Origin of the sequence: Sporosarcina sp. ZBG7A (assembly GCF_000813425.1) — a bacterium.
In the GTDB taxonomy this organism is placed as follows: Bacteria; Bacillota; Bacilli; order Bacillales_A; family Planococcaceae; genus Sporosarcina.
On sequence record NZ_JWIB01000008.1, the window covers coordinates 38,610 to 59,107 of the forward strand.

19 protein-coding genes are annotated in these 20,498 nt (G+C 44.0%); 18 read left to right on the plus strand and 1 reads right to left on the minus strand.

What is annotated here, in order from left to right; translation table 11 throughout:
- Positions 1–12: 12 nt before the first annotated feature.
- From pyrR to pyrE, 8 genes are all read left to right on the plus strand, one after another.
- Positions 13–555 (plus strand): bifunctional pyr operon transcriptional regulator/uracil phosphoribosyltransferase PyrR, encoded by a 543-nt coding sequence (gene pyrR, locus RL70_RS02580; protein ID WP_025785123.1) that lies wholly within the window; start codon positions 13–15, stop codon positions 553–555.
- A 28-nt stretch (positions 556–583) separates the two neighbouring features.
- Positions 584–1,897: a solute carrier family 23 protein gene (locus RL70_RS02585; protein ID WP_039041872.1), complete on the plus strand. Its 1,314-nt coding sequence runs from the start codon at positions 584–586 to the stop codon at positions 1,895–1,897.
- Between the two features lie 150 nt (positions 1,898–2,047).
- On the plus strand, positions 2,048–2,959 hold the full coding sequence (locus RL70_RS02590; RefSeq protein WP_039041873.1) for an aspartate carbamoyltransferase catalytic subunit: 912 nt from the start codon (positions 2,048–2,050) through the stop codon (positions 2,957–2,959).
- Positions 2,925–4,199: a dihydroorotase gene (locus RL70_RS02595; protein ID WP_039041874.1), complete on the plus strand. Its 1,275-nt coding sequence runs from the start codon at positions 2,925–2,927 to the stop codon at positions 4,197–4,199. The genes RL70_RS02590 and RL70_RS02595 overlap by 35 nt, the downstream gene beginning before the upstream one ends.
- A gap of 39 nt (positions 4,200–4,238) precedes the next feature.
- On the plus strand, positions 4,239–5,015 hold the full coding sequence (locus RL70_RS02600; protein ID WP_039041875.1) for a dihydroorotate dehydrogenase electron transfer subunit: 777 nt from the start codon (positions 4,239–4,241) through the stop codon (positions 5,013–5,015).
- On the plus strand, positions 5,012–5,926 hold the full coding sequence (locus tag RL70_RS02605; RefSeq protein ID WP_039041876.1) for a dihydroorotate dehydrogenase: 915 nt from the start codon (positions 5,012–5,014) through the stop codon (positions 5,924–5,926). Before RL70_RS02600 ends, RL70_RS02605 begins: the two co-directional genes overlap by 4 nt.
- A complete protein-coding gene (gene pyrF / locus RL70_RS02610) occupies positions 5,923–6,636 on the plus strand; it encodes an orotidine-5'-phosphate decarboxylase (RefSeq protein ID WP_039041877.1) in 714 nt (237 codons plus the stop codon). Before RL70_RS02605 ends, pyrF begins: the two co-directional genes overlap by 4 nt.
- The gene (gene pyrE / locus RL70_RS02615) at positions 6,633–7,265 is read left to right on the plus strand and encodes an orotate phosphoribosyltransferase (RefSeq protein ID WP_039041878.1); all 633 of its coding nucleotides are present in this window, start codon (positions 6,633–6,635) and stop codon (positions 7,263–7,265) included. The genes pyrF and pyrE overlap by 4 nt, the downstream gene beginning before the upstream one ends.
- 353 nt (positions 7,266–7,618) lie before the next feature.
- On the opposite strand, the gene RL70_RS02620 is transcribed toward pyrE, so the two are convergent.
- Positions 7,619–9,310, minus strand: a complete 1,692-nt coding sequence (locus RL70_RS02620; protein ID WP_039041879.1) for an NFACT family protein — start codon at positions 9,308–9,310, stop codon at positions 7,619–7,621.
- A 136-nt stretch (positions 9,311–9,446) separates the two neighbouring features.
- Between RL70_RS02620 and gmk the strand changes: the two genes are divergently transcribed.
- From gmk to rsgA, 10 genes are all read left to right on the plus strand, one after another.
- Positions 9,447–10,064 carry a guanylate kinase gene (gene gmk, locus RL70_RS02625; RefSeq protein WP_039041880.1) on the plus strand — a complete coding sequence of 206 codons (618 nt, stop codon included), beginning with the start codon at positions 9,447–9,449 and terminating at the stop codon, positions 10,062–10,064.
- Positions 10,065–10,068: 4 nt separating this feature from the next.
- The gene (gene rpoZ / locus RL70_RS02630; RefSeq protein WP_025785112.1) at positions 10,069–10,293 is read left to right on the plus strand and encodes a DNA-directed RNA polymerase subunit omega; all 225 of its coding nucleotides are present in this window, start codon (positions 10,069–10,071) and stop codon (positions 10,291–10,293) included.
- A gap of 88 nt (positions 10,294–10,381) precedes the next feature.
- Positions 10,382–11,590: a bifunctional phosphopantothenoylcysteine decarboxylase/phosphopantothenate--cysteine ligase CoaBC gene (coaBC, locus tag RL70_RS02635; protein WP_039041996.1), complete on the plus strand. Its 1,209-nt coding sequence runs from the start codon at positions 10,382–10,384 to the stop codon at positions 11,588–11,590.
- On the plus strand, positions 11,587–13,998 hold the full coding sequence (gene priA, locus RL70_RS02640) for a primosomal protein N' (protein ID WP_039041881.1): 2,412 nt from the start codon (positions 11,587–11,589) through the stop codon (positions 13,996–13,998). Before coaBC ends, priA begins: the two co-directional genes overlap by 4 nt.
- A 26-nt stretch (positions 13,999–14,024) precedes the next feature.
- On the plus strand, positions 14,025–14,546 hold the full coding sequence (def, locus tag RL70_RS02645; RefSeq protein WP_039041882.1) for a peptide deformylase: 522 nt from the start codon (positions 14,025–14,027) through the stop codon (positions 14,544–14,546).
- Positions 14,539–15,480 (plus strand): methionyl-tRNA formyltransferase, encoded by a 942-nt coding sequence (gene fmt, locus RL70_RS02650; protein ID WP_039041883.1) that lies wholly within the window; start codon positions 14,539–14,541, stop codon positions 15,478–15,480. The genes def and fmt overlap by 8 nt, the downstream gene beginning before the upstream one ends.
- Positions 15,477–16,835, plus strand: coding sequence for a 16S rRNA (cytosine(967)-C(5))-methyltransferase RsmB (rsmB, locus tag RL70_RS02655; RefSeq protein ID WP_039041884.1), 1,359 nt, complete (start codon positions 15,477–15,479; stop codon positions 16,833–16,835). The genes fmt and rsmB overlap by 4 nt, the downstream gene beginning before the upstream one ends.
- A 28-nt stretch (positions 16,836–16,863) precedes the next feature.
- On the plus strand, positions 16,864–17,622 hold the full coding sequence (locus RL70_RS02660; protein WP_039041885.1) for a Stp1/IreP family PP2C-type Ser/Thr phosphatase: 759 nt from the start codon (positions 16,864–16,866) through the stop codon (positions 17,620–17,622).
- Entirely contained in the window at positions 17,619–19,598 is a 1,980-nt protein-coding gene (gene pknB / locus RL70_RS02665) for a Stk1 family PASTA domain-containing Ser/Thr kinase (RefSeq protein WP_039041886.1), read from the plus strand. Before RL70_RS02660 ends, pknB begins: the two co-directional genes overlap by 4 nt.
- Positions 19,599–19,611: 13 nt before the next feature.
- Positions 19,612–20,493, plus strand: a complete 882-nt coding sequence (gene rsgA, locus RL70_RS02670; RefSeq protein WP_039041887.1) for a ribosome small subunit-dependent GTPase A — start codon at positions 19,612–19,614, stop codon at positions 20,491–20,493.
- Positions 20,494–20,498: the final 5 nt, after the last annotated feature.

A 20,498-nucleotide genomic window follows, 5' to 3' on the forward strand; every position in this document is an offset into this window, starting at 1 on the left:
GAGGCGTTTGACATGGCAGAAAAAGCTAATATTTTGGATGAAAGTGCCATCAACAGAGCACTCACCCGCATCGCACATGAAATCATTGAACGTAACAAAGGCATCGATCATTGTATTCTAGTCGGCATCAAAACAAGGGGAGCTTTCCTTGCAAACCGACTTGCAGAAAAAATCGAACAGATCGAAGGCAAGCCTATCCGCATCGGTGAACTTGATATTTCTTTATACCGCGATGATCTAGGCCTGAAATACGAAAACAAAGAACCGCTTGTTAAACAAGTAGACATCAACTACAGCTTAACAGATGAAAAGGTAGTCCTGATCGATGATGTCCTCTATACAGGACGAACAGTGCGAGCGGCAATGGATGCGGTCATGGACTTAGGAAGACCTTCGTCTATCCAACTCGGAGTTTTGGTAGATCGTGGACATCGTGAACTTCCGATTCGACCGGACTTCGTCGGAAAAAACATTCCTACTTCAAGTGAGGAAAAAGTAGTTGTAAACTTAGTTGAAACAGATTCAGAAGACAGCGTCACCATTCACTCTAGATAATTGAAAATAGCTTGGAGGCGCACAGACTATGGCAGAAAAAGTATTGGATATTCACGAAAAACCCGCAGCCGGTAAATGGCTTGCATTAAGTCTCCAGCACATGTTCGCCATGTTCGGGGCAACAATTCTAGTCCCACAACTCGTTGGACTTAGCCCAGCAATCGCATTACTCACGAGTGGTATTGCAACACTCATCTTTGTAGTCATCACACAAGGTAAAGTTCCAGCTTATCTAGGATCTTCATTCGCTTTCATTGTCCCGATTACAGTTGCTACTGAAACTGGGGGCATCGGTAGTGCGATGATCGGAAGTATGTTCGTAGCACTCGTTTACGCGATTGTGTCCCTTCTAATATGGAAGACAGGTCATAACTGGATCATGAATATTCTACCTCCAGTCGTTGTGGGACCCGTTATCATGGTCATCGGTCTCGCAGTAGCACCAACTGCGGTTGGTATGGCAAGTCGTATCGATGTTAACGGAGTGTCAACTTACAGTCTTCTTCATTTCTCAGCAGCTCTCGTCACATTGGCGTCAGCAATCATTTGCCTCATGTTCTTCAGAGGTGTCATCAGCTTGATGCCGGTCTTGATTGGGATTATCATAGGCTACTTTTACTCAGCTGCAATCGGCATTTTGAACTTCCAGCCAGTACTTGATGCGAAGTGGTTTGCAGTTCCAGAATTCTTAATACCAGGAGTCGATTATGACTTTGTTGTAACACCAACTTTGTTGTTTGTCATGGTTCCGATTGCGATTGTGACGATTTCAGAGCATATCGGTCACCAGCTCGTACTTGGGAAAGTAGTGGAACGTGACTTCATCCGCGATCCAGGACTGAATCGTTCGTTGCTCGGCGATGGACTAGGAACATTGATAAGTGGAGTGCTCGGTGGTCCGCCGAAAACGACTTACGGTGAAAACATCGGAGTCATGGCGATAACAAGAGTATACAGTGTCTATGTCATCGTGGGAGCTGCAGTGTTTGCGATTCTATTCTCCTTCATGGGGAAAGTCATGGCACTCATTTCAACCATCCCAACAGCTGTTCTTGGTGGAATTTCAATCCTGCTCTTCGGGATTATCGCATCATCCGGATTACGCATGCTCGTCGATCATCAAGTGGATTTCGACAAACAGCGGAATCTAGTTATCACATCGGTCATTCTCGTCATTGGAATCGGTGGTGCATCCATCAACTTTAGCGAAACCTTCCATATCGAAGGAATGGCATTAGCGGCAATTGTTGGTGTAGTGCTGAACTTAGTACTTCCAGGTCGTGAGAAGAACACGTTGGATGATGTTGAAGACGAACCATTGCTTGTAGATAAAGACAACTAAATACGTTAGACCTTTTAACATTGTACAGAGAGACAAGGAAAGGTTTATGTGGCAGGGACTGTAAAAGGGATCTGCATACATAAATGGCCTTCCTATATGCTGGGAAGGCCTTTTTTAAAACCTTCCCCTAACTAAGAGGAGGACGACAAAATGGATAACTTACTTACGATGAAACAATTTAGCGAAGAGAATATTATGGAAATCTTGAATTATGCGGAGTACTTGAAGCGTCATGGAATTCGGGAATTGCCCGGGAAATATTTAGTGAGCAACTTGTTTTTTGAGCCAAGTACACGCACAAAACTAAGCTTCGAAATCGCTGAAAGAAAATTAGGATTAGAAATTATCCAATTTGATCCAGGTCATTCAAGCACGACTAAAGGCGAAACGCTTTTTGATACAGTACGAACATTGGAAGCACTTGGTGTCAACGCAGTTGTCATCCGTCATCCTGAAAAAGAGTATTACAAACAACTAGAGGGCATTAAAATCCCAGTATTCAACGGCGGAGATGGAACAGGGCAACACCCGAGTCAATCACTGTTGGACCTATTTACCATCAAAGAGGAGTTCGGTTACTTCTTAGGGCTGAATGTAGTGATTGCTGGAGATTTGTCGCACAGCCGTGTCGCTGCATCGAACGCAGAAGCTTTACAAAAACTCGGTGCAAATGTGCAATTTGTCTGTCCTGATGAGTGGTCTGGGGATTATGAGACTCTTCCAGGTTGGGACAGTGTGATCGAACAAGCGGACGTGGTAATGCTGCTACGCGTTCAACATGAGCGCCATGACGAGAAGATGAGCTTCACGAAAGAAGAGTATCACGCGCAATATGGATTGACTGCTGAGCGTGCAGCTATGATGAAGGAAAATGCAATTATCATGCACCCAGCACCGATCAACTGGGGAGTTGAAATTGCCGAGTCACTGACAACTCATCCAAAGCTAAGAGTCTATGAAGCTGTTGAAAATGGTGTTTACATCCGTGCTGCTGCAATGGAAATGATCTTAAGAGGGGGAAATGTTCATGCACAAGCTGCTCCGAAATATTTGGCTATATGATGAAACTTCACAGAATTTAAAGGATGTACGAATTCAAGATGGTAAAATTGTGGAAATAGGACAAAAACTAGAAGTGAATGGTGCTGAAATAATCGAAGGCAACGGTTCTTGCCTTGCACCTGGGTTTGTCGATGTACACGTTCACTTACGCGAGCCAGGTGGCGAGCATAAGGAAACGATTGAGAGTGGAACGAAGGCTGCAGCAAAAGGCGGTTACACAACAATCTGTGCGATGCCAAATACACGACCAGTTCCAGATACAATTAAAAACATTGAACATGTCAATGAATTGATTGAAAAAAATGCTGTCATTCGAGTTTTACCATATGCATCCATAACTATCCGTGAAGCCGGAAAAGAACGTACGAATTTGGCGGAGCTAAAAGAACATGGTGCGTTTGCGTTCACAGATGACGGTGTAGGAATCCAACAAGCAGGAATGATGCTTGAAACGATGCAAGACGCAGCAAAATTGAATATGGCGGTCGTTGCTCACTGTGAAGATAATACGCTCATTTATGGTGGCGCAATGCACGAAGGGATCCGGAATAAGGAACTTGGACTTCCGGGAATTCCGTCTGTTGCAGAGTCAGTTCATATTGCACGCGATATTCTTCTTGCAGAAGCAGCGGGCGCACATTACCACGTTTGCCACGTTAGTACGAAAGAGTCCGTTCGCGTCATCCGAGATGCAAAACGAGCAGGTGTCCATGTAACAGCTGAAGTGACTCCTCACCATTTATTGCTAACAGAACACGACATTCCTGAAGATGATGCTGTCTGGAAGATGAATCCGCCACTACGTGGAAACGAAGACTTGGCGGCACTGCGAGAAGGATTGCTTGATGGTACGCTTGATTTCATCGCAACAGATCATGCACCACATAGTGCAGAAGAGAAAGCTGCAGGATTCAAGATAGCACCGTTCGGAATTACTGGGTTTGAAACAGCATTCCCGTTACTTTACACACATTTTGTGAAAAACGGAGATTGGACATTGAAACAACTGATCGACTGGTTTACGAAAAAGCCATGTGATGTTTTTGACCTTCCGTATGGCTCGATTGAAGAAGGGGCTAAAGCCGACCTTGTATTGCTCGATTTGACAACTGAGCAAGCCATTGACCCAACTACGTTTTTATCAAAAGGAAAAAACACGCCGTTTACAGGAGTGAAATGTACAGGATGGCCAGTACTGACACTGTTCGGAGGAGAAACGGTCTTTTCAGAACAACAGTGAGGACCGCAATAATCCAGAGAAATAGAAGGGGGTTCTTGCATGATTGTGCAGAACAGAATGACTATATGCGCAACACGTCAAATCGCCGATAATATTATTGAAATGGTACTTGAAGGTAACTTAGTGAAAGAAATCGCTTCACCTGGTCAATTTGTTCACATCCGTGTAACGGATACATTTGAACCATTACTTAGACGACCGATTTCAATTGCTTCATTCGATAAAGAAAAAGAACAGATGACACTTATTTTCCGCGCTGAAGGCAGGGGAACCCAGTTACTTGCTGCAAAACAAATTGGTGTAGAAGTAGATGTTCTTGGTCCGCTTGGAAATGGCTTTTCTGCAGACAATTCAGCACCGGGAGAAACAGCACTACTGATTGGGGGCGGAATTGGAGTTCCTCCTTTGTATCAATTGTCGAAAGAACTGACAGCCAAAGGCGTTCACTGCGTACATATTCTAGGATTTCAATCAGCTACTGCTGTATTTTATGAGGAAGAATTTGCAGCACTTGGCGAGACAAGAATCGTAACTGCAGATGGTAGTGCGGGGGAACAAGGTTTTGTCACAGATTCCCTTGCACGAAATCCTGTAGATTTCACAACATATTATACATGTGGCCCAACTCCAATGCTTCATGCAGTACAGCAAGCATTTCATGATAAACAGGGATTCTTATCGTTTGAACAGCGCATGGGGTGTGGCATTGGTGCTTGTTTCGCATGTGTATGTGAAACTCAAACGGGACAAGACATGCCTTACGTCAAAGTTTGCTCGGATGGACCTGTATTTCCGGCGGGGGTGGTTGCGATATGAATCGATTAGCTGTTGAATTACCTGGTTTGTCACTAAAAAATCCGATCATGCCTGCTTCTGGATGTTTCGGGTTCGGTAAAGAGTATGGAAATTTGTATGATTTGTCACAGCTTGGGGCAATTATGATTAAAGCAACGACGCTGGAAACACGTTTCGGCAACCCGACACCACGTGTAGCGGAAACGGCTGCAGGTATGTTGAATGCAATCGGACTTCAAAATCCAGGATTGGAACGGGTGATGGCAGAAGAGTTAACGCGACTTGCACAACATGACGTTCCGATTATAGCTAATGTGGCAGGCTCTGAAACGGAAGATTATGTACAAGTTGCTGAAGCTATATCTAAGGCACCCAACGTGAATGCGTTAGAACTAAATATTTCATGTCCGAATGTAAAATGCGGCGGAATTGCATTCGGAACAGATCCAAAACTTGCAGCAGAGTTGACTTCGGCTGTAAAAGAAGTATCAAGTGTCCCGGTTTATGTGAAACTATCACCAAATGTATCGGACATCACTGTAATTGCTAAAGCTGTGGAAGCAGCTGGAGCAGATGGTATTACCATGATCAATACACTCGTTGGCATGCGCCTTGACCGGAAAACAGGGAAGCCAGTCATCGCAAACGGAACTGGTGGACTTTCTGGACCAGCAGTCAAACCTGTAGCTATTCGAATGGTGTATGAAGTGAGTAAAGCGGTTAATATTCCTATCATCGGAATGGGCGGAGTAACGGACGCAGACGATGTGATCGACTTTTTATCAGCAGGAGCAAGTGCAGTAGCAGTCGGCACAGCAAACTTTGTCAATCCATTCGTTTGTCCGGAAATCATTCATGCCTTGCCAACCTTGTTAGATGAACTAGGGTTAAAAACAATTACAGATTTAATCGGAAGGAGTCATGCGGTATGAACACATCCCCAATCATTGCATTGGATTTCGAACACCAAGAAGCCGCATTATCCTTTTTAAAACCTTTTGAAAGCGGTACGTTTGTCAAAGTAGGGATGCAACTTTTTTACAAAGAAGGTCCAGCAATTGTTTATCGTCTAAAAGAACAAGGATTTGACGTGTTTCTAGATTTGAAATTACATGATATTCCGAATACCGTGAAGTCCGCGATGACTTCACTCGCGTCAGTTGGTGCTGATTTAGTGAATGTGCATGCAGCAGGGGGCTCATTCATGATGGATGCAGCACTTGAAGGCTTGGATATAGGTACTGCAACGGGTAAGAAGAGACCTGCGATCATTGCGGTCACACAGTTGACTTCAACAACGGAAGATCAGATGCAGCGCGAGCAGCTCATTCAAACTTCATTGAACGATTCAGTCCTCCATTATGCAAAACTTGCTCAAGCTTCCAAGTTAGACGGTGTCGTATGCTCCGTTTTAGAAGCGGGATCTATTGCTGAAGTATGTGGAAACGAGTTTTTGAAAGTGACACCAGGTATTCGACTTGCAAATGATGCAGCTCACGATCAAAAACGAATCGCGACACCAGCGGAAGCTAAGAAAATGGGATCGACACATATTGTGGTTGGTCGCTCGATTACAGGAGCTGCAGATCCGTTAGCTGCTTACAAGGAAATTGCACGACAGTGGAAAGGACTGAGTGAATGATGACAAAACAAGAAATCGCGAAAATTTTATTGCACGTAGGGGCTGTAACCCTTAGTCCAGATGAACCCTTCACATGGGCGTCTGGCATTCAATCACCCATCTATTGTGACAACCGTCTCATTATGTCAGATCCAGGCGGTAGAAGACGAATTGCTGAGGGAATGGCAGCTTCTATTAAAGCAAATTATCCAGAAACAACTGTCATCGCGGGTACTGCAACAGCGGGAATTCCACATGCAGCATGGATTGCTGATATTTTAGGGTTGCCGATGGTGTATGTTCGTTCGAAAGCGAAAGGACATGGACGAAGCAAGCAAATCGAAGGGAAAATTAAGCCGGAAGACCGTGCTGTCATTGTGGAAGATTTAATTTCTACGGGTGGTAGTAGTTTGACAGCAGCTGACGCATTGCTAGAAGCTGGCGTTCAAGTAGAAGGCGTTGTCTCCATCTTTACATACGGATTGGAAAGTGCAGACACTGCTTTCGAAAAAGCTGGTTTATCCTACACAAGCCTCACAGATTTCAATGCCCTCGCTGAAGTCGCAACCCGTTCCGGAGCAATCCGCGAAGAATCCGTTGCCTCTCTCCTTGACTGGCACCAAAAATTAAAATCAGGCACATTGCAATAAATGACGGAAGCTGGCGTTTTACGCTGTGCTTCTTTTTTTATGGAGATTTTTTAATCGACAGCATTCGATGGGTGTCGTTTGTTGGGAGAAAGTGAATTCCTATGTAGTTTTGCGGCGATTCGAGGAGATATATGTAAGGGAAGGTTGGTTTATGAGCAGTTTTGTCGATTTATGATCACTTTTTGGAGTTTATGAGCGCAAAATGATGTTTATGATCACATTTTGTGTTTTATGAGCGTTTTCGACGATTTATGATCATTTTCTCGAGTTTATGATCGAATTCTAGGGTTTATGATCACCCCCCAAAACAACATAAGAAAAACCAGCAAGGCGTTAAGCCTAGCTGGTCTCGGTTATGCTTTCAATTGTCGTACGACATCTTCATCCGGCGTGACAAAAATCGTCTTTTGTTCAAAATAGATGACAAATCCTGGTTTTGAACCATTGGGCTTTTTCACGTGACGAACTTCTGTGAAATCGACAGGAACAGATGCTGAACCTCGCGCTTTACTGAAGTAGGCGGCGAGCGTCGCGGCTTCTTGAATCGTTTTTTCACTCGGATCTTCATCGTGAATCACAACGTGAGATCCAGGTATATCTTTTGTATGAAGCCAAATGTGATTCCGTGCAGCAAGCTTAGAAGTTAGCCAATCATTTTGTCGGTTATTTTTTCCGACTGAGATTTTAATACCATCGGTCGACTGGTACGATTCCGGCATGGGCTTCTTCGGTTTCACTTTCTTCTTGCCTTTTCGAGCTTTCATGAGACCGAGTTCCGCAAGTTCATCCCGGATTTCATCGATATCGTCAGTAGATGCTTGCATGACCTGCTGTTTCACCATTTCAAAATACTCGATGTCCTCGTGTGCTTTTTCTAATTGACTTGCGAGTTGAATCAAGGCATTCTTCGCTTTTGTATACTTGGAAAAATAGCGCTGCGCATTGTCAATCACGGATTTGCGTGGATCGAGCTGAATGGTGACCGTCGTTCCTTGCTCGTAATAGTTTTCAACAACTGCCTCTTTTTGCCCCTTTTCAATCGCATAACTATTCGCTGTCAGAAGCTCTCCATAAAGCTGGAAAGTATCAAGACGTCCCGCATCGTTGCGTTCTTTTTCTAGCTTTTGGACTTTTAATTTCAATTTCGCAATTTCGTTATCCAGCCAGCGCTCTAAATCGGCCGCTTGTGCTTTAACTCGTTCCCGAACCGCACGAGCAAAGTAGACTTTATCCAACAATTCACCAAGGGTTGGATAAACAATCTCGGCTCCTTGAGTGAAAGTTAGCTCAGCTGCAGAAAATAATAACTTCCCGTCTTTTTCTAAAGTGTTCGGATGGATTGGACCCTCTGAAAATATCTGAACAAATGATAGATATGTCTGGAATGCAGATTGCCCTGTTGAACTCTTTAATCGATACAGGAGTTCTTCAGCGTGAATGGGTGAAAATCCTGATAGTTCCTGAACGACTGCTTTCGGAGTATCAAACGTCGGGAGCAATTCTTCAAAGACTTCTTGTGTGAGTGTAAAGGGATTCCGTTTATCTTGTGGTGGAGCCGGAATATACGGTTGCCCAGGCATAATTGTGCGGTAGCTGTTTACGCTCGGAGGCAAATGCTTCATGCTGTCGATAATCATATCCCGTTCAGGATCAATCAGTAAAAAGTTACTGTGACGACCCATGATTTCAAATATGATCGCACGTTCCATGTCGTCACCAATTTCGTTTTTTGAGCGGATGGTAAACTTCAAGATTCGGTCAGTTCCCATTTGCTCAACGGCTGTAATGGTTCCCCCTTCAAGATGTTTCCGCAGTGTCATGCAAAACATTGGAGGCTCTTTTGGGTTTTGAATCGTTTCTTCTGTAAATTGTACGCGTGCATAGGATGGATGCACCGAAAAAAGTAATTTTCGGTTTTGACCGCCTGCACGGATAATGAATACGGTTTCTTGAGCGTTTGGTTGGTGAATCTTTGTGATTCTTCCATTTTCAATAGTTTGTAGTTCGCGTTTCATCGCGGTTGTGAACAACCCGTCAAATGCCATGTGAATTCCTCTTTCTTTTCGTTTCCTCCATTTTAGCACTACGCGTCAAACATATGGTATAATACGAATACAAACTTCGGATCGAACTGGATTAGGGATGATTTGAATGGAGAGACTACATTAGAAGAGGGATCGCATGTTTAAACAACGAGGACTTTTGATTGTTCTTTCTGGCCCATCGGGAGTCGGAAAAGGAACTGTCCGGAAAGAGCTATTTACACAGCCGGACACCAATTATGAATATTCGATATCGATGACGACGCGTCAGCCAAGAGAAGGCGAAGTGGATGGAGTCGATTATTTTTTCCGTCCACGTGAAGTATTCGAAACACTGATTGAGGAAGGTAGACTTCTTGAGCATGCGGAGTATGTCGGAAACTATTACGGTACACCGCTTGATTATGTCAACGAAACACTCGATTCCGGAAGAGATGTTTTCTTGGAAATTGAAGTAGTCGGTGCTGCACAAGTGCGGGAGAAAATGCCAGACGGTCTATTTATTTTCTTAGCGCCACCAAGTCTTTCACATTTAGAGCAACGGCTCGTAGGTCGAGGAACAGAAGTTCTGGAAGTCATCGCATCACGTGTCGCAAAAGCGCGTGACGAGTTAGAGATGATGGACTTGTATGATTATGTAGTAGAAAATGATGAAGTGACGAAAGCTTGTGATCGCATCAATGCAATTGTCACAGCTGAGCACTGTCGAAGAGAACGCGTTGAAGAACGTTATTTAGCCATGTTGGAAGGGGAATAAGACAATGTTATATCCATCTGTAGATTCACTAAAAGAGAAGATCGACTCAAAGTACACACTCGTTTCACTTGCTGCAAAGAGAGCTCGCGAAATGCAAGAAAAGAAAGATGAGCAACTCGTTTCCTATACATCACATAAAAATGTCGGTAAAGCTCTTGAAGAAGTAGCAGCAGGCATGCTTCATAAACGCAAGACGGACGCTTCCGTTGTCTATGAGGACGAAATTTAAACGTACTTGAGTTGAATACACATATGGAAGCTCCCTTAGAAAATGTACTTTCTTTGGGAGTTTGTCATTTTCGGGGAGGATGAAGGTGTTGTTAGCCAATAAAAAAGTTTTGCTTTGTGTGACCGGTGGCATTGCAGTCTACAAAGCGGTTGCACTGGTTAGTAAATTGAGTCAATCCGGAGCGCAGGTGAAAGTGGTGATGACCCGCTCTGCGATGGAATTCGTTCAGCCGCTATCGTTTCAGGTGATGTCCCGGAACGATGTTTATTACGATACGTTCGATGAGAAAGATTCGTCAGTTATAGCACACATCGATCTTGCAGACTGGGCAGATTTAATAATCGTGGCACCGACTACTGCAAATTTCATAGGCAAACTAGCAAATGGCATCGCAGATGATATGGCATCAACCCTCTTACTTGCAGCGACAGCTCCTGTATGGATTGCCCCTGCGATGAATGTCCATATGTATGAGCATCCAGCGGTTCTTCGGAATATCGATCGCCTTTATCGAGACGGCGTTCGATTCATCGAACCATCCGAGGGCTTTTTAGCATGTGGATATGTTGGCAAAGGCCGTCTGGAAGAGCCTGAGCGCATTGTAGAATTAATCGATTCGTTTTTCAATGAAACTCCGAAGCTTCCGCTAGCTGGAAAAAAAGTCGTCGTAACAGCAGGTCCGACATTAGAGCGGATTGATCCGGTCCGATACATTTCAAATTTTTCAAGTGGCAAGATGGGGTATGCGATGGCACAAGCTGCGGTTGAACTAGGAGCTGAAACGGTTCTTATTTCAGGACCTGTGTCGCTTGACCCGCCTACAGGTGTAGAGCTTATTCGTGTCGAGAGTGCAGCTGAAATGCTTGCTGCAGTGTTGGGTCAGTATACGGATGCAGATTACGTCGTGAAATCTGCTGCAGTTGCGGATTATCGTCCAAAAAAAGTACATGACCAAAAGATGAAGAAAAAAGAAGGTGCTGCATCGTTGGAGCTGGAGCGGACAACCGATATTTTGAAATCGTTAGGTGAAATGAAATCGACGCAACGGCTCATCGGATTTGCGGCAGAAACGACAGATGCCGTTACATATGGAAAAGGTAAGTTGGAATCGAAAAATCTCGATTGGATTATTGTCAATGATGTCACAGATCCTGCAGGAGGTTTTGGCAGTGATGCCAACGTCGTAACTTTAATTTCAAGGACTGGTGTTGAGATTTCGTTCCCAGCTATGGAGAAAAAGGAGCTTGCAAAACATCTACTCACAACAATTGTTCATGAAGGACAAGATTCCCTATGATCGCTGAAGTGATCGTGGACGTCGCAGCGTATCCGATAGATCGTCCATTTGACTATAAAATCCCTGAACTGTTTTCTGGATTTGTTGAACCTGGGATGCGTGTGAAAGTCCCATTTGGTCCACGGAAAGTTGTAGGGTATGTGATTGCGTTGAAAGAAGAAAGCGACTTGGACATCAGTAAGATAAAACCTTTAGAAGAGCTTATCGATTTTGAACCAATTCTCTCTACGGAGTTACTTGAACTTTCGGAGTGGCTTGCTACAGACACGCTCGCCTATCGTATAGAAGCTCTTCAAGTCATGCTGCCAGCAGCAATGCGAGCAAAGTATGAGAAGTTTATCCAAGTGGAGGACCTTCAAGCGATTACAGATGAACCATTCTTGAAGATGCTTCAAAAACGAGATCGTGTCCCTTTGAAAAATGCTGACACACCCGAGCTTTTGAAGCAATTGAAAGTGTATACAAAATCAGGTGCTGTGCGTGTCGATACCCTGGTTAAGCAACAAACTACGGTTAAACGAGTCCGCATGATTCATATAGAAAGTGCAGAAATTCTTCACCAACTGATAGATACACTTAGTAAGCAAGCAGTTAAACAGCGCGAACTGATGGAGTGGATGATAGCGTACGCTGGACAAGCCATTGAAGCAGGAAAATTGATGGCGGATGCAAGTGTATCTGCACCAGTGCTGAAAACAGTAATCGAAAAAGGGGCTGCACAAGAAAAAAAGTTGGAAGTGTATCGCGAACCTGAATCCTTGGAGATACGAGACACTGCCATCCCCAAACAGCTCACTAGTTATCAGCAACACGCTGTAGATGAAGTACTTGATGCATTTCGAACAAGTTCTGACACGACGTTCCTATTGCATGGAATAACAGGGAGTGGCAAAACAGAAGTCTACTTACGCTCTATCGAAGAAGTGCTATCAACAGGTAAAGAAGCAATCGTTCTTGTTCCTGAAATTTCATTGACACCTCAAATGACTTCACGATTCAAAGAGCGATTTGGCGATCAAGTCGCAGTTATGCATAGTGCGCTATCTGCAGGTGAGAAATATGATGAGTGGCGTAAAATTCACCGGAAAGAAGTAAAAGTGGTCGTTGGAGCACGTTCTGCTATTTTTGCTCCGTTTGAAAAACTAGGGATCATTATTCTGGATGAAGAGCATGAATCGACTTATAAGCAGGAAGATTCTCCACGTTATCATGCAAGGGATGTCGCGATTTGGCGGGCACAATTCAATCACTGTCCCGTTATTCTCGGGAGTGCAACTCCTGCACTTGAATCTTATGCGCGTGCCTCAAAAGATGTTTATCATCTTCTCGAATTGCCAACGCGTGCAAAAGACCAGGAGCTACCGAACGTCTCTATAGTTGATATGCGTGCTGAACTGAAAGAAGGTAACCGTTCGATGTTTTCAGTCCCGTTGGCGGAAGCTATTCGGGATCGATTGGACAAGCGGGAACAGACCGTACTATTTTTAAATAAACGTGGATTCTCTTCGTTTGTTTTATGTAGAGATTGTGGGACGACGATTCAATGTCCGAACTGTGATATTTCATTGACATATCATCGAGCTACTGAAAATTTAAAATGCCATTACTGTGGTCATGAAGAACGAGTGCCTCACATTTGTCCTGAATGCGAAAGTGAGCACATTCGATTTTTTGGAACGGGCACACAAAAAGCGGAAGAAGAAATTACAAAACTGTTCCCTGAAGCGCGCGTGCTTCGTATGGATGTTGATACGACTCGTCAAAAAGGCTCACATGCCCGATTGCTCCAGAAATTCAGTGAAGGCCAGGCAGATATTTTACTTGGCACACAAATGATTGCCAAAGGGCTCGATTTTCCGAATATCACATTGGTCGGTGTTTTAGCGGCAGATACGACACTCCATTTGGCAGATTTCAGAGCTGCGGAAAAAACATTCCAATTGCTGACACAAGTGAGTGGGAGAGCAGGGCGTCATGAATTGGAAGGGGAAGTATTCGTCCAAACGTACACGCCTGAACACTACGCCATTGAACTTGCTAAAGCTCAAGTGTATGAACCGTTTTATCAGATGGAGATGAGTAGTAGGAAGCAATTTGGGTATCCTCCGTTTTACTACATCGTCAATGTTCAATTTAGCCACGAAGACTTAATGAAAGTTGTGGGATATGCTGAAAAAGCTGTGCGATTTTTGGCGGACGGATTAAGTCCAGAAAGCGTCATTATCGGTCCGACAGCTTCTGCCATTAGTCGGGTGAATAATAGATATCGCTATCAATGTTTGATAAAATACAAAAAAGAACCAAAACTGACAGAGACGCTACAAGCACTCATCCGCTTTTATCGAACAGATTGGATAAAAGACGGATTACTGCTTTCTGTTGATAAATCACCTGTCGTTATTTACTGAATAGGGATCAGAAAAGAGGAATTTGTTTGACTGTACTAGAAATTGTTAAATATCCAGCTGAAATATTAGAAACGAAAACAAAAGAAGTGACGAAATTTGACCGCAACTTACATCGGTTGTTGGACGATATGATGGAAACGATGATTGCTTCAGATGGCGTAGGAATTGCAGCACCGCAAGTCGGTCACTCGATCCGTGTTGCAATTGTGGATATCGGTGAAGGAGATCCACCTATTGAACTTATCAATCCAGTCATTACAGCAATTGGTGGAGAAGATGTGGACTTGGAGGGCTGCCTCAGCTTCCCGGATTTGTACGGTGAAGTAAAGCGTCCTTTCTATGTACGATTAGAAGCACAAGAGCGTGATGGTTCACTTTATGAACTAGAAGCTGAAAGTTTTGAGGCACGTGCAATTATGCATGAAATCGATCACTTGGATGGCATTTTGTTCAATACGAAAATCAGCAGGATTGTCGATGCTTCTGAATTTGAAGAATTGGACGAAGAACTTGTTCAACTTGAGAAGGACGGTGAAGGGATTGAATAAGCTTTTATTTATGGGAACTCCTGATTTTTCAGCCCCTATTTTACGTATGCTTCATGAAGAAGGGTATTCAATTGTCGGAGTTGTGACTCAACCTGATAGACCTGTTGGCCGAAAGCGCGTCTTGACACCACCTCCTGTGAAAGCGGAAGCATTGCGTCTAGGGCTTCCTGTCATTCAACCTGAAAAATTGAAAGGCTCCGCTGAGTTGGAAGAGATAAAAGCGCTTGCTCCGGACTTAATCGTCACAGCAGCATTTGGTCAGATTTTGCCAAAAGAATTGCTTGATGTTCCTAGACTAGGGTGCATCAATGTCCACGCTTCCTTGCTTCCAGCGTATCGTGGTGGGGCACCTATCCATCAGGCCGTCATGGATGGATGCACCGAAACTGGTGTAACGATTATGTACATGGTCCAGAAACTCGATGCAGGGGACATCATTTCACAAGCGACGGAACCAATTTTACCGACTGATGATACGGGTATCATGTTTGAAAAATTATCTCGTACGGGAGAAATTCTATTAAAAGAAACGTTGCCGTCCATTTTGGAAGGAACGAATACACGGATTCCTCAAGATGAAAAACTGGTTACATTTGCGAGAAATATCTCACGCGAACAAGAGCGTATTGACTGGACACGTCCTGGTGTGGACATTCACAACCAAGTTAGAGGGCTTTCTCCATGGCCAACAGCTTATACAACATTCGGGGATGAAAACGTGAAGATCTGGAAGACCGAAGCAATAGCAACAGAAGAAGAAGGCAAGCCAGGTGAAATCATCGAGTTGACGAAGGAACATATCCTTGTAAAGTCCGGTGATCAAACAGCAGTTGCGATTACAGAATTGCAGCCTTCAGGCAAAAAACGCATGACTTCATCTGTTTTCTTAAATGGAACGGGTAGCCAGTGGAAAAAAGGAGATCTCTTCCTATGACAGCAAAGAAGAAAATAATGTTGCAAGGGAATGTCCGCGACGCGGCACTTTCCATTTTACTAGAAGTGAGTCGTAACCAAGCGTACAGCAATCTATTACTAACACGAACAATGAAAACGTATGCGATTAGAGAACAGGACAAACCGTTGTTAACGAATTTAACTTACGGTACGTTGCAATATCGATTGACGTTAGACTACTACCTAGCACCATTCATCAAAGGGAAACTGGATGATTGGGTTCGTGAATTGCTACGTATGTCGCTGTATCAGATCGTCTACTTAACAAAGATTCCTCCACATGCTGCTGTAAACGAAGCTGTGGAAATCGCAAAAGTACGGGGACATAAAGGAACAACCGGGTTCGTAAATGGAGTACTTCGCTCTGTATTGCGCCAAGGAGTCCGTTCTCTTGATGAAGTAACGGACGGAATTACACGTCTGTCATTAGAGACAAGTCATCCTGAGTGGCTAATCCGTCGTTGGATTGACCAGTACGGGTTGGAAGTCACTTCAGAAATGGCACGTGCTAATAATGAGCCACCAACGAATACGGCACGTGTCAATATCGCTCAGACAACTGTAGAAAAAGCGTTGCATCAGTTGAAGAGTGAAGGTGCTAAAGTGGAGTTAGGGAAAGTGGTACCTGAAGCTATTTATTGTCATTCAGGAAATGTCGCGAAAACCTATACGTATACCAAAGGATGGCTAACTGTTCAAGATGAAAGCTCGATGCTTCCTGTCTATGCACTTGATGTGCATCCAGGTATGAAAGTACTTGACATGTGTGCAGCACCTGGCGGGAAAACGACGCAAATCGCTGAGCATTTAGAGGATACAGGAGAAGTGCATGCGCACGATCTTCATGAACACAAACTGCAACTCATCGAAGAGAATGCAGAACGGTTAGGTCTGAAATCGATTTGGACATCTAGTGGTGATAGCCGTGAACTAGGATATACGTATGCACCGAACACTTTCGACCGAATTTTAGTAGATGCTCCATGTAGTGGGCTGGGAGTTATCCGCAGAAAACCGGAAATTAAATATAACAAGACAGAAGCCGACCTTGAATCACTCACAAAAATCCAAGCAGAGTTACTTGAAACAGCTTGGACACTCGTCAAGCCAGGTGGGAAAATTGTCTATAGTACATGTACCATCGATAAAACCGAAAATGATGGAGTTGTTCTTCAATTTTTAGAACGTCATCCTGAAGCTTTGAAATTGGTCCCGGAATTCTTCGAAGAAGCAGGACTCGCGACACCGAACGGAATGCTACAAGTATTGCCTCAACACTTTGGTAGTGATGGATTCTTTGCAGCTACCTTGCAAAAACCAGCTAGTAACGACTAAAAAGACGTACAGGGATGGGGGAAGCGCAATGCATTTCAGTGTACGAACCGACATAGGTAGGAAACGCACGTTCAACGAAGACCAAGGTGCTGTATTTGTACTTGATAATGGCTATGCACTCGCTGTCATTGCTGACGGTATGGGTGGTCATCGTAGTGGTGATGTCGCAAGTGCAATGGCTGTCTCGTTAATAGGAGAGCATTTCAGCAAATTAGGTTCTAGCATACCTCAATCTAAGGAGACGTGGATTGCATGGCTTGATACGATTATTCGTAAAGTGAACCAGCTAATTTTTGAAAAAGCACAATCGTCTCCTGAACATGAAGGCATGGGAACGACGTTAGAAGCTGCAGTCATTGCAGAAGGAAGCTGTTACATCGCACACGTTGGGGATAGCCGAGTCTACTCAGTTAATTCTGAAACAATCACTCAGCTGACTAAGGATCATTCCTACGTAAATGCACTACTAGCTAGTGGCGAAATTACGGAAGAAGAAGCGGAAGTACATCCTCAACGAAATTGGATTATGCGAGCTGTCGGTTCTGAGCGCGACATCGAGCCTGAATTTTATCATGTACCTTTTACCAAAGGAGACTATTTGTTATTGTGCACAGATGGTCTAAGTAACAAAGTGGAAGCTGAAATGATGAGGGAACTCATTGTTGCGGACAACACTCTTGAAGAAAAAGTCATTCAACTGATCGATTTGGCTAACGAAAGGGGTGGAGAGGACAACATTACTGCGGTACTGCTTGCCTCCTCTGACCTTGGAGCTGGTGCTGTATGATAGGTAATCGAATTGGTGATCGCTATGATATCATCGGCACAATCGGTGAAGGCGGGATGTCAAAAGTATACGTAGCACATGATGTTATTTTGGATCGGGATGTCGCAATTAAAGTCTTGAACTATGATTTTGCAAACGAAGAAGAGTTGAAACGCAGATTTCAACGTGAAGCGCTTTCTGCCACCAGTTTAACCCATGCGAACATCGTCAATATTTTTGATGTGGGAGAAGAAGACGAACTTCATTATTTAGTGATGGAATACGTGAAAGGTCTGACATTAAAGCGCTTTATTTTGGAAAATGGTCCACTCGAACCTGAAAAGGCCATTCCAATCATGTTGCAGCTCGTTGCCGCTATTTCCAATGCCCATCACAATGGGATAATCCACCGTGATGTGAAGCCGCAAAATATTCTAATGGATGAAGATGGGAACGTGAAAATCACAGACTTCGGAATTGCGATGGCGCTTACAGCAACATCCCATACGAAAACGAATTCCGTGCTTGGGACCGTCCATTACCTATCACCAGAACAAGCACGAGGTGGTATGGCAACTAAGAAATCTGACCTGTACTCGTTAGGAATCGTCTTTTACGAATTACTAACAGGGAAGCTCCCATTCTCAGCAGAATCAGCAGTGGCGATTGCACTCAAGCATCTTCAAGAAGAAACACCCTCTGTGAGGGCTGATTTCCCGATGATCCCACAAAGTGTTGAAAATATTATTTTAAAAGCAACCGCAAAAGACGCTAGACATCGATATGTCTCAGCGGATGCAATGTATGAGGACTTACTAACAGCGCTTAACCCGTCCCGTTCTAATGAACCAAAATTCACGATCCCGTTCGATGAGGACGAAACACGTGCACTTCCTGTCATTAAAGATGCACCGAGTTTACTGGATTCTGAACAGACGGTGAAAATGGAGCCGGTTCGAATAGAGCCAGAGCCGGTGAAACCTAAGCCTGTCCCTCAAAAGAAAAAACGTAAAAAGTGGCCAATTTTTGCTAGTATTGCAATTCTAATTGCAGCTGCAATCGCAGTCCTTTATATTACTGGCGTGTTCGATCAGAAAGTGACCGTACCTGACGTATTAGGTAAAGATGAGGCAGATGCAATCGCACTCCTTGAAGAAAGTGGTTTTGTTGTTGACGACAAAGTTCCGCAACCATCTGAGGAATATGAAAAAGGCGAAGTTTTCCGAACGATACCTGAAGCAAACAAAGAACGTGATAAAGGAAGTTCGGTCAAGTTGTACATTAGTACAGGAAAAGAAACGATGACCTTTAGTGATTACACGGATAGAGACTATAATTCCATTAAAGAACGACTGGAAACTTATGAATTCAAGTCTGTTAACTCAGAAGAAATTTATGATGATCGGCCTGAAGGAACCATCTTGAGTCAAGACCCCGATCCGGATACAGAAGTAGTTCCGGGGGAAACAGATGTTGTCTTCACAGTAAGTAAAGGTCCCGAAACGAGGACGTTGGAAAGTTTGATCGGCTTCACGGACGATCAGCTGAATGCTTATGCAACTTCCTCAGGTTTCAATATCATTGTCGTCAAAAAGAGTAACTCGGATACCATTCCTGAAGGACAGGTCATGAAACAGGAACCATCTGCTAGCCAATCGCTACCTATCGGATCGAAAGTCAACGTAACGGTTTCAAAAGGGCCAGCTCAAAGGCCTGTTAAAACTTTCGTGAAACGTATTAAGATTCCTTACGAAGCGATGGAGGATGATGGATCGCCTGATGACGGTGAAGAAGAGCGAGTCCCTCAAACTGTACGAATCTACATTCAAGACCGTGCGAACTCCATGACCGATCCAATAAAGGAATTTGAAATAACAGAGGATAGAGAAGAACAAATTAAAGTCGAGTTGGAAGAAGGTCAACGAGGCGGCTATAAAATTCTTCGGGGAACAACAATCATCGAAGAAAAGACGTTTGACTACAAAGATATTCAATAAGGATGGGGATAGGATGCCGGAAGGTCAAATTCGAAAAGCGATTAGTGGGTTTTATTATGTAAAGTACGATGGAGGAACGGTGCGCTGTAGAGGAAGAGGTGTATTTCGAAAGCGGAAGATCACTCCGCTTGTCGGAGACTGGGTAACGTACGTGCAAGAAGGGGAAGAAGATGCGACGATTACTGAAGTTCATCCACGAAAAAATGAATTAGTACGCCCGCCAGTATCCAATATTGACTTGGCGCTACTCGCTGTCTCTATCGTAGAGCCGACGTTCAGTTCTAACTTGCTGGATCGCTTTCTTGTCCTTGTCGAGTCGCATCATATTGAGCCGGTTATCTGTTTAACCAAAAAAGATAAAGCTGATGAAGCTGAGTTGCAGGCGGCTGAAGAGGCGGCTGCGTATTACCGATCGATTGGTTATTCGGTCTTGATGACTTCTATTGACGAACCAGGACTCTTGGAAAAGTTGCGTCCTTATTTGGAGGGACAGACTACCGTTCTTGCAGGTCAATCTGGAGTTGGGAAATCGACATTGTTGAATACACTATTACCTAATCTATCCCTTGAAACAGGTGAGATCTCGGAATCACTTGGTCGAGGTAAACATACAACACGTCATGTTGAATTACATGAAGTAGGTGGTGGTTTAGTGGCAGATACACCAGGGTTTAGTTCTTTGGAATTTGAAACCCTTGAAAAACAGGAATTGGGAAGCTGTTTTCCGGAGTTCCTTGAAGCCTCGGAACAATGTAAATTTAGAGGATGCCTGCACTTGAAAGAACCTTCTTGTGAAGTGAAAAGACAGGTGGAATCCGGCGAAATCCTTCAAAGCCGATATAATCATTACTTGCAGTTCTTGCAAGAAATATCTGATAGAAAGCCGAGGTATTGAATAGT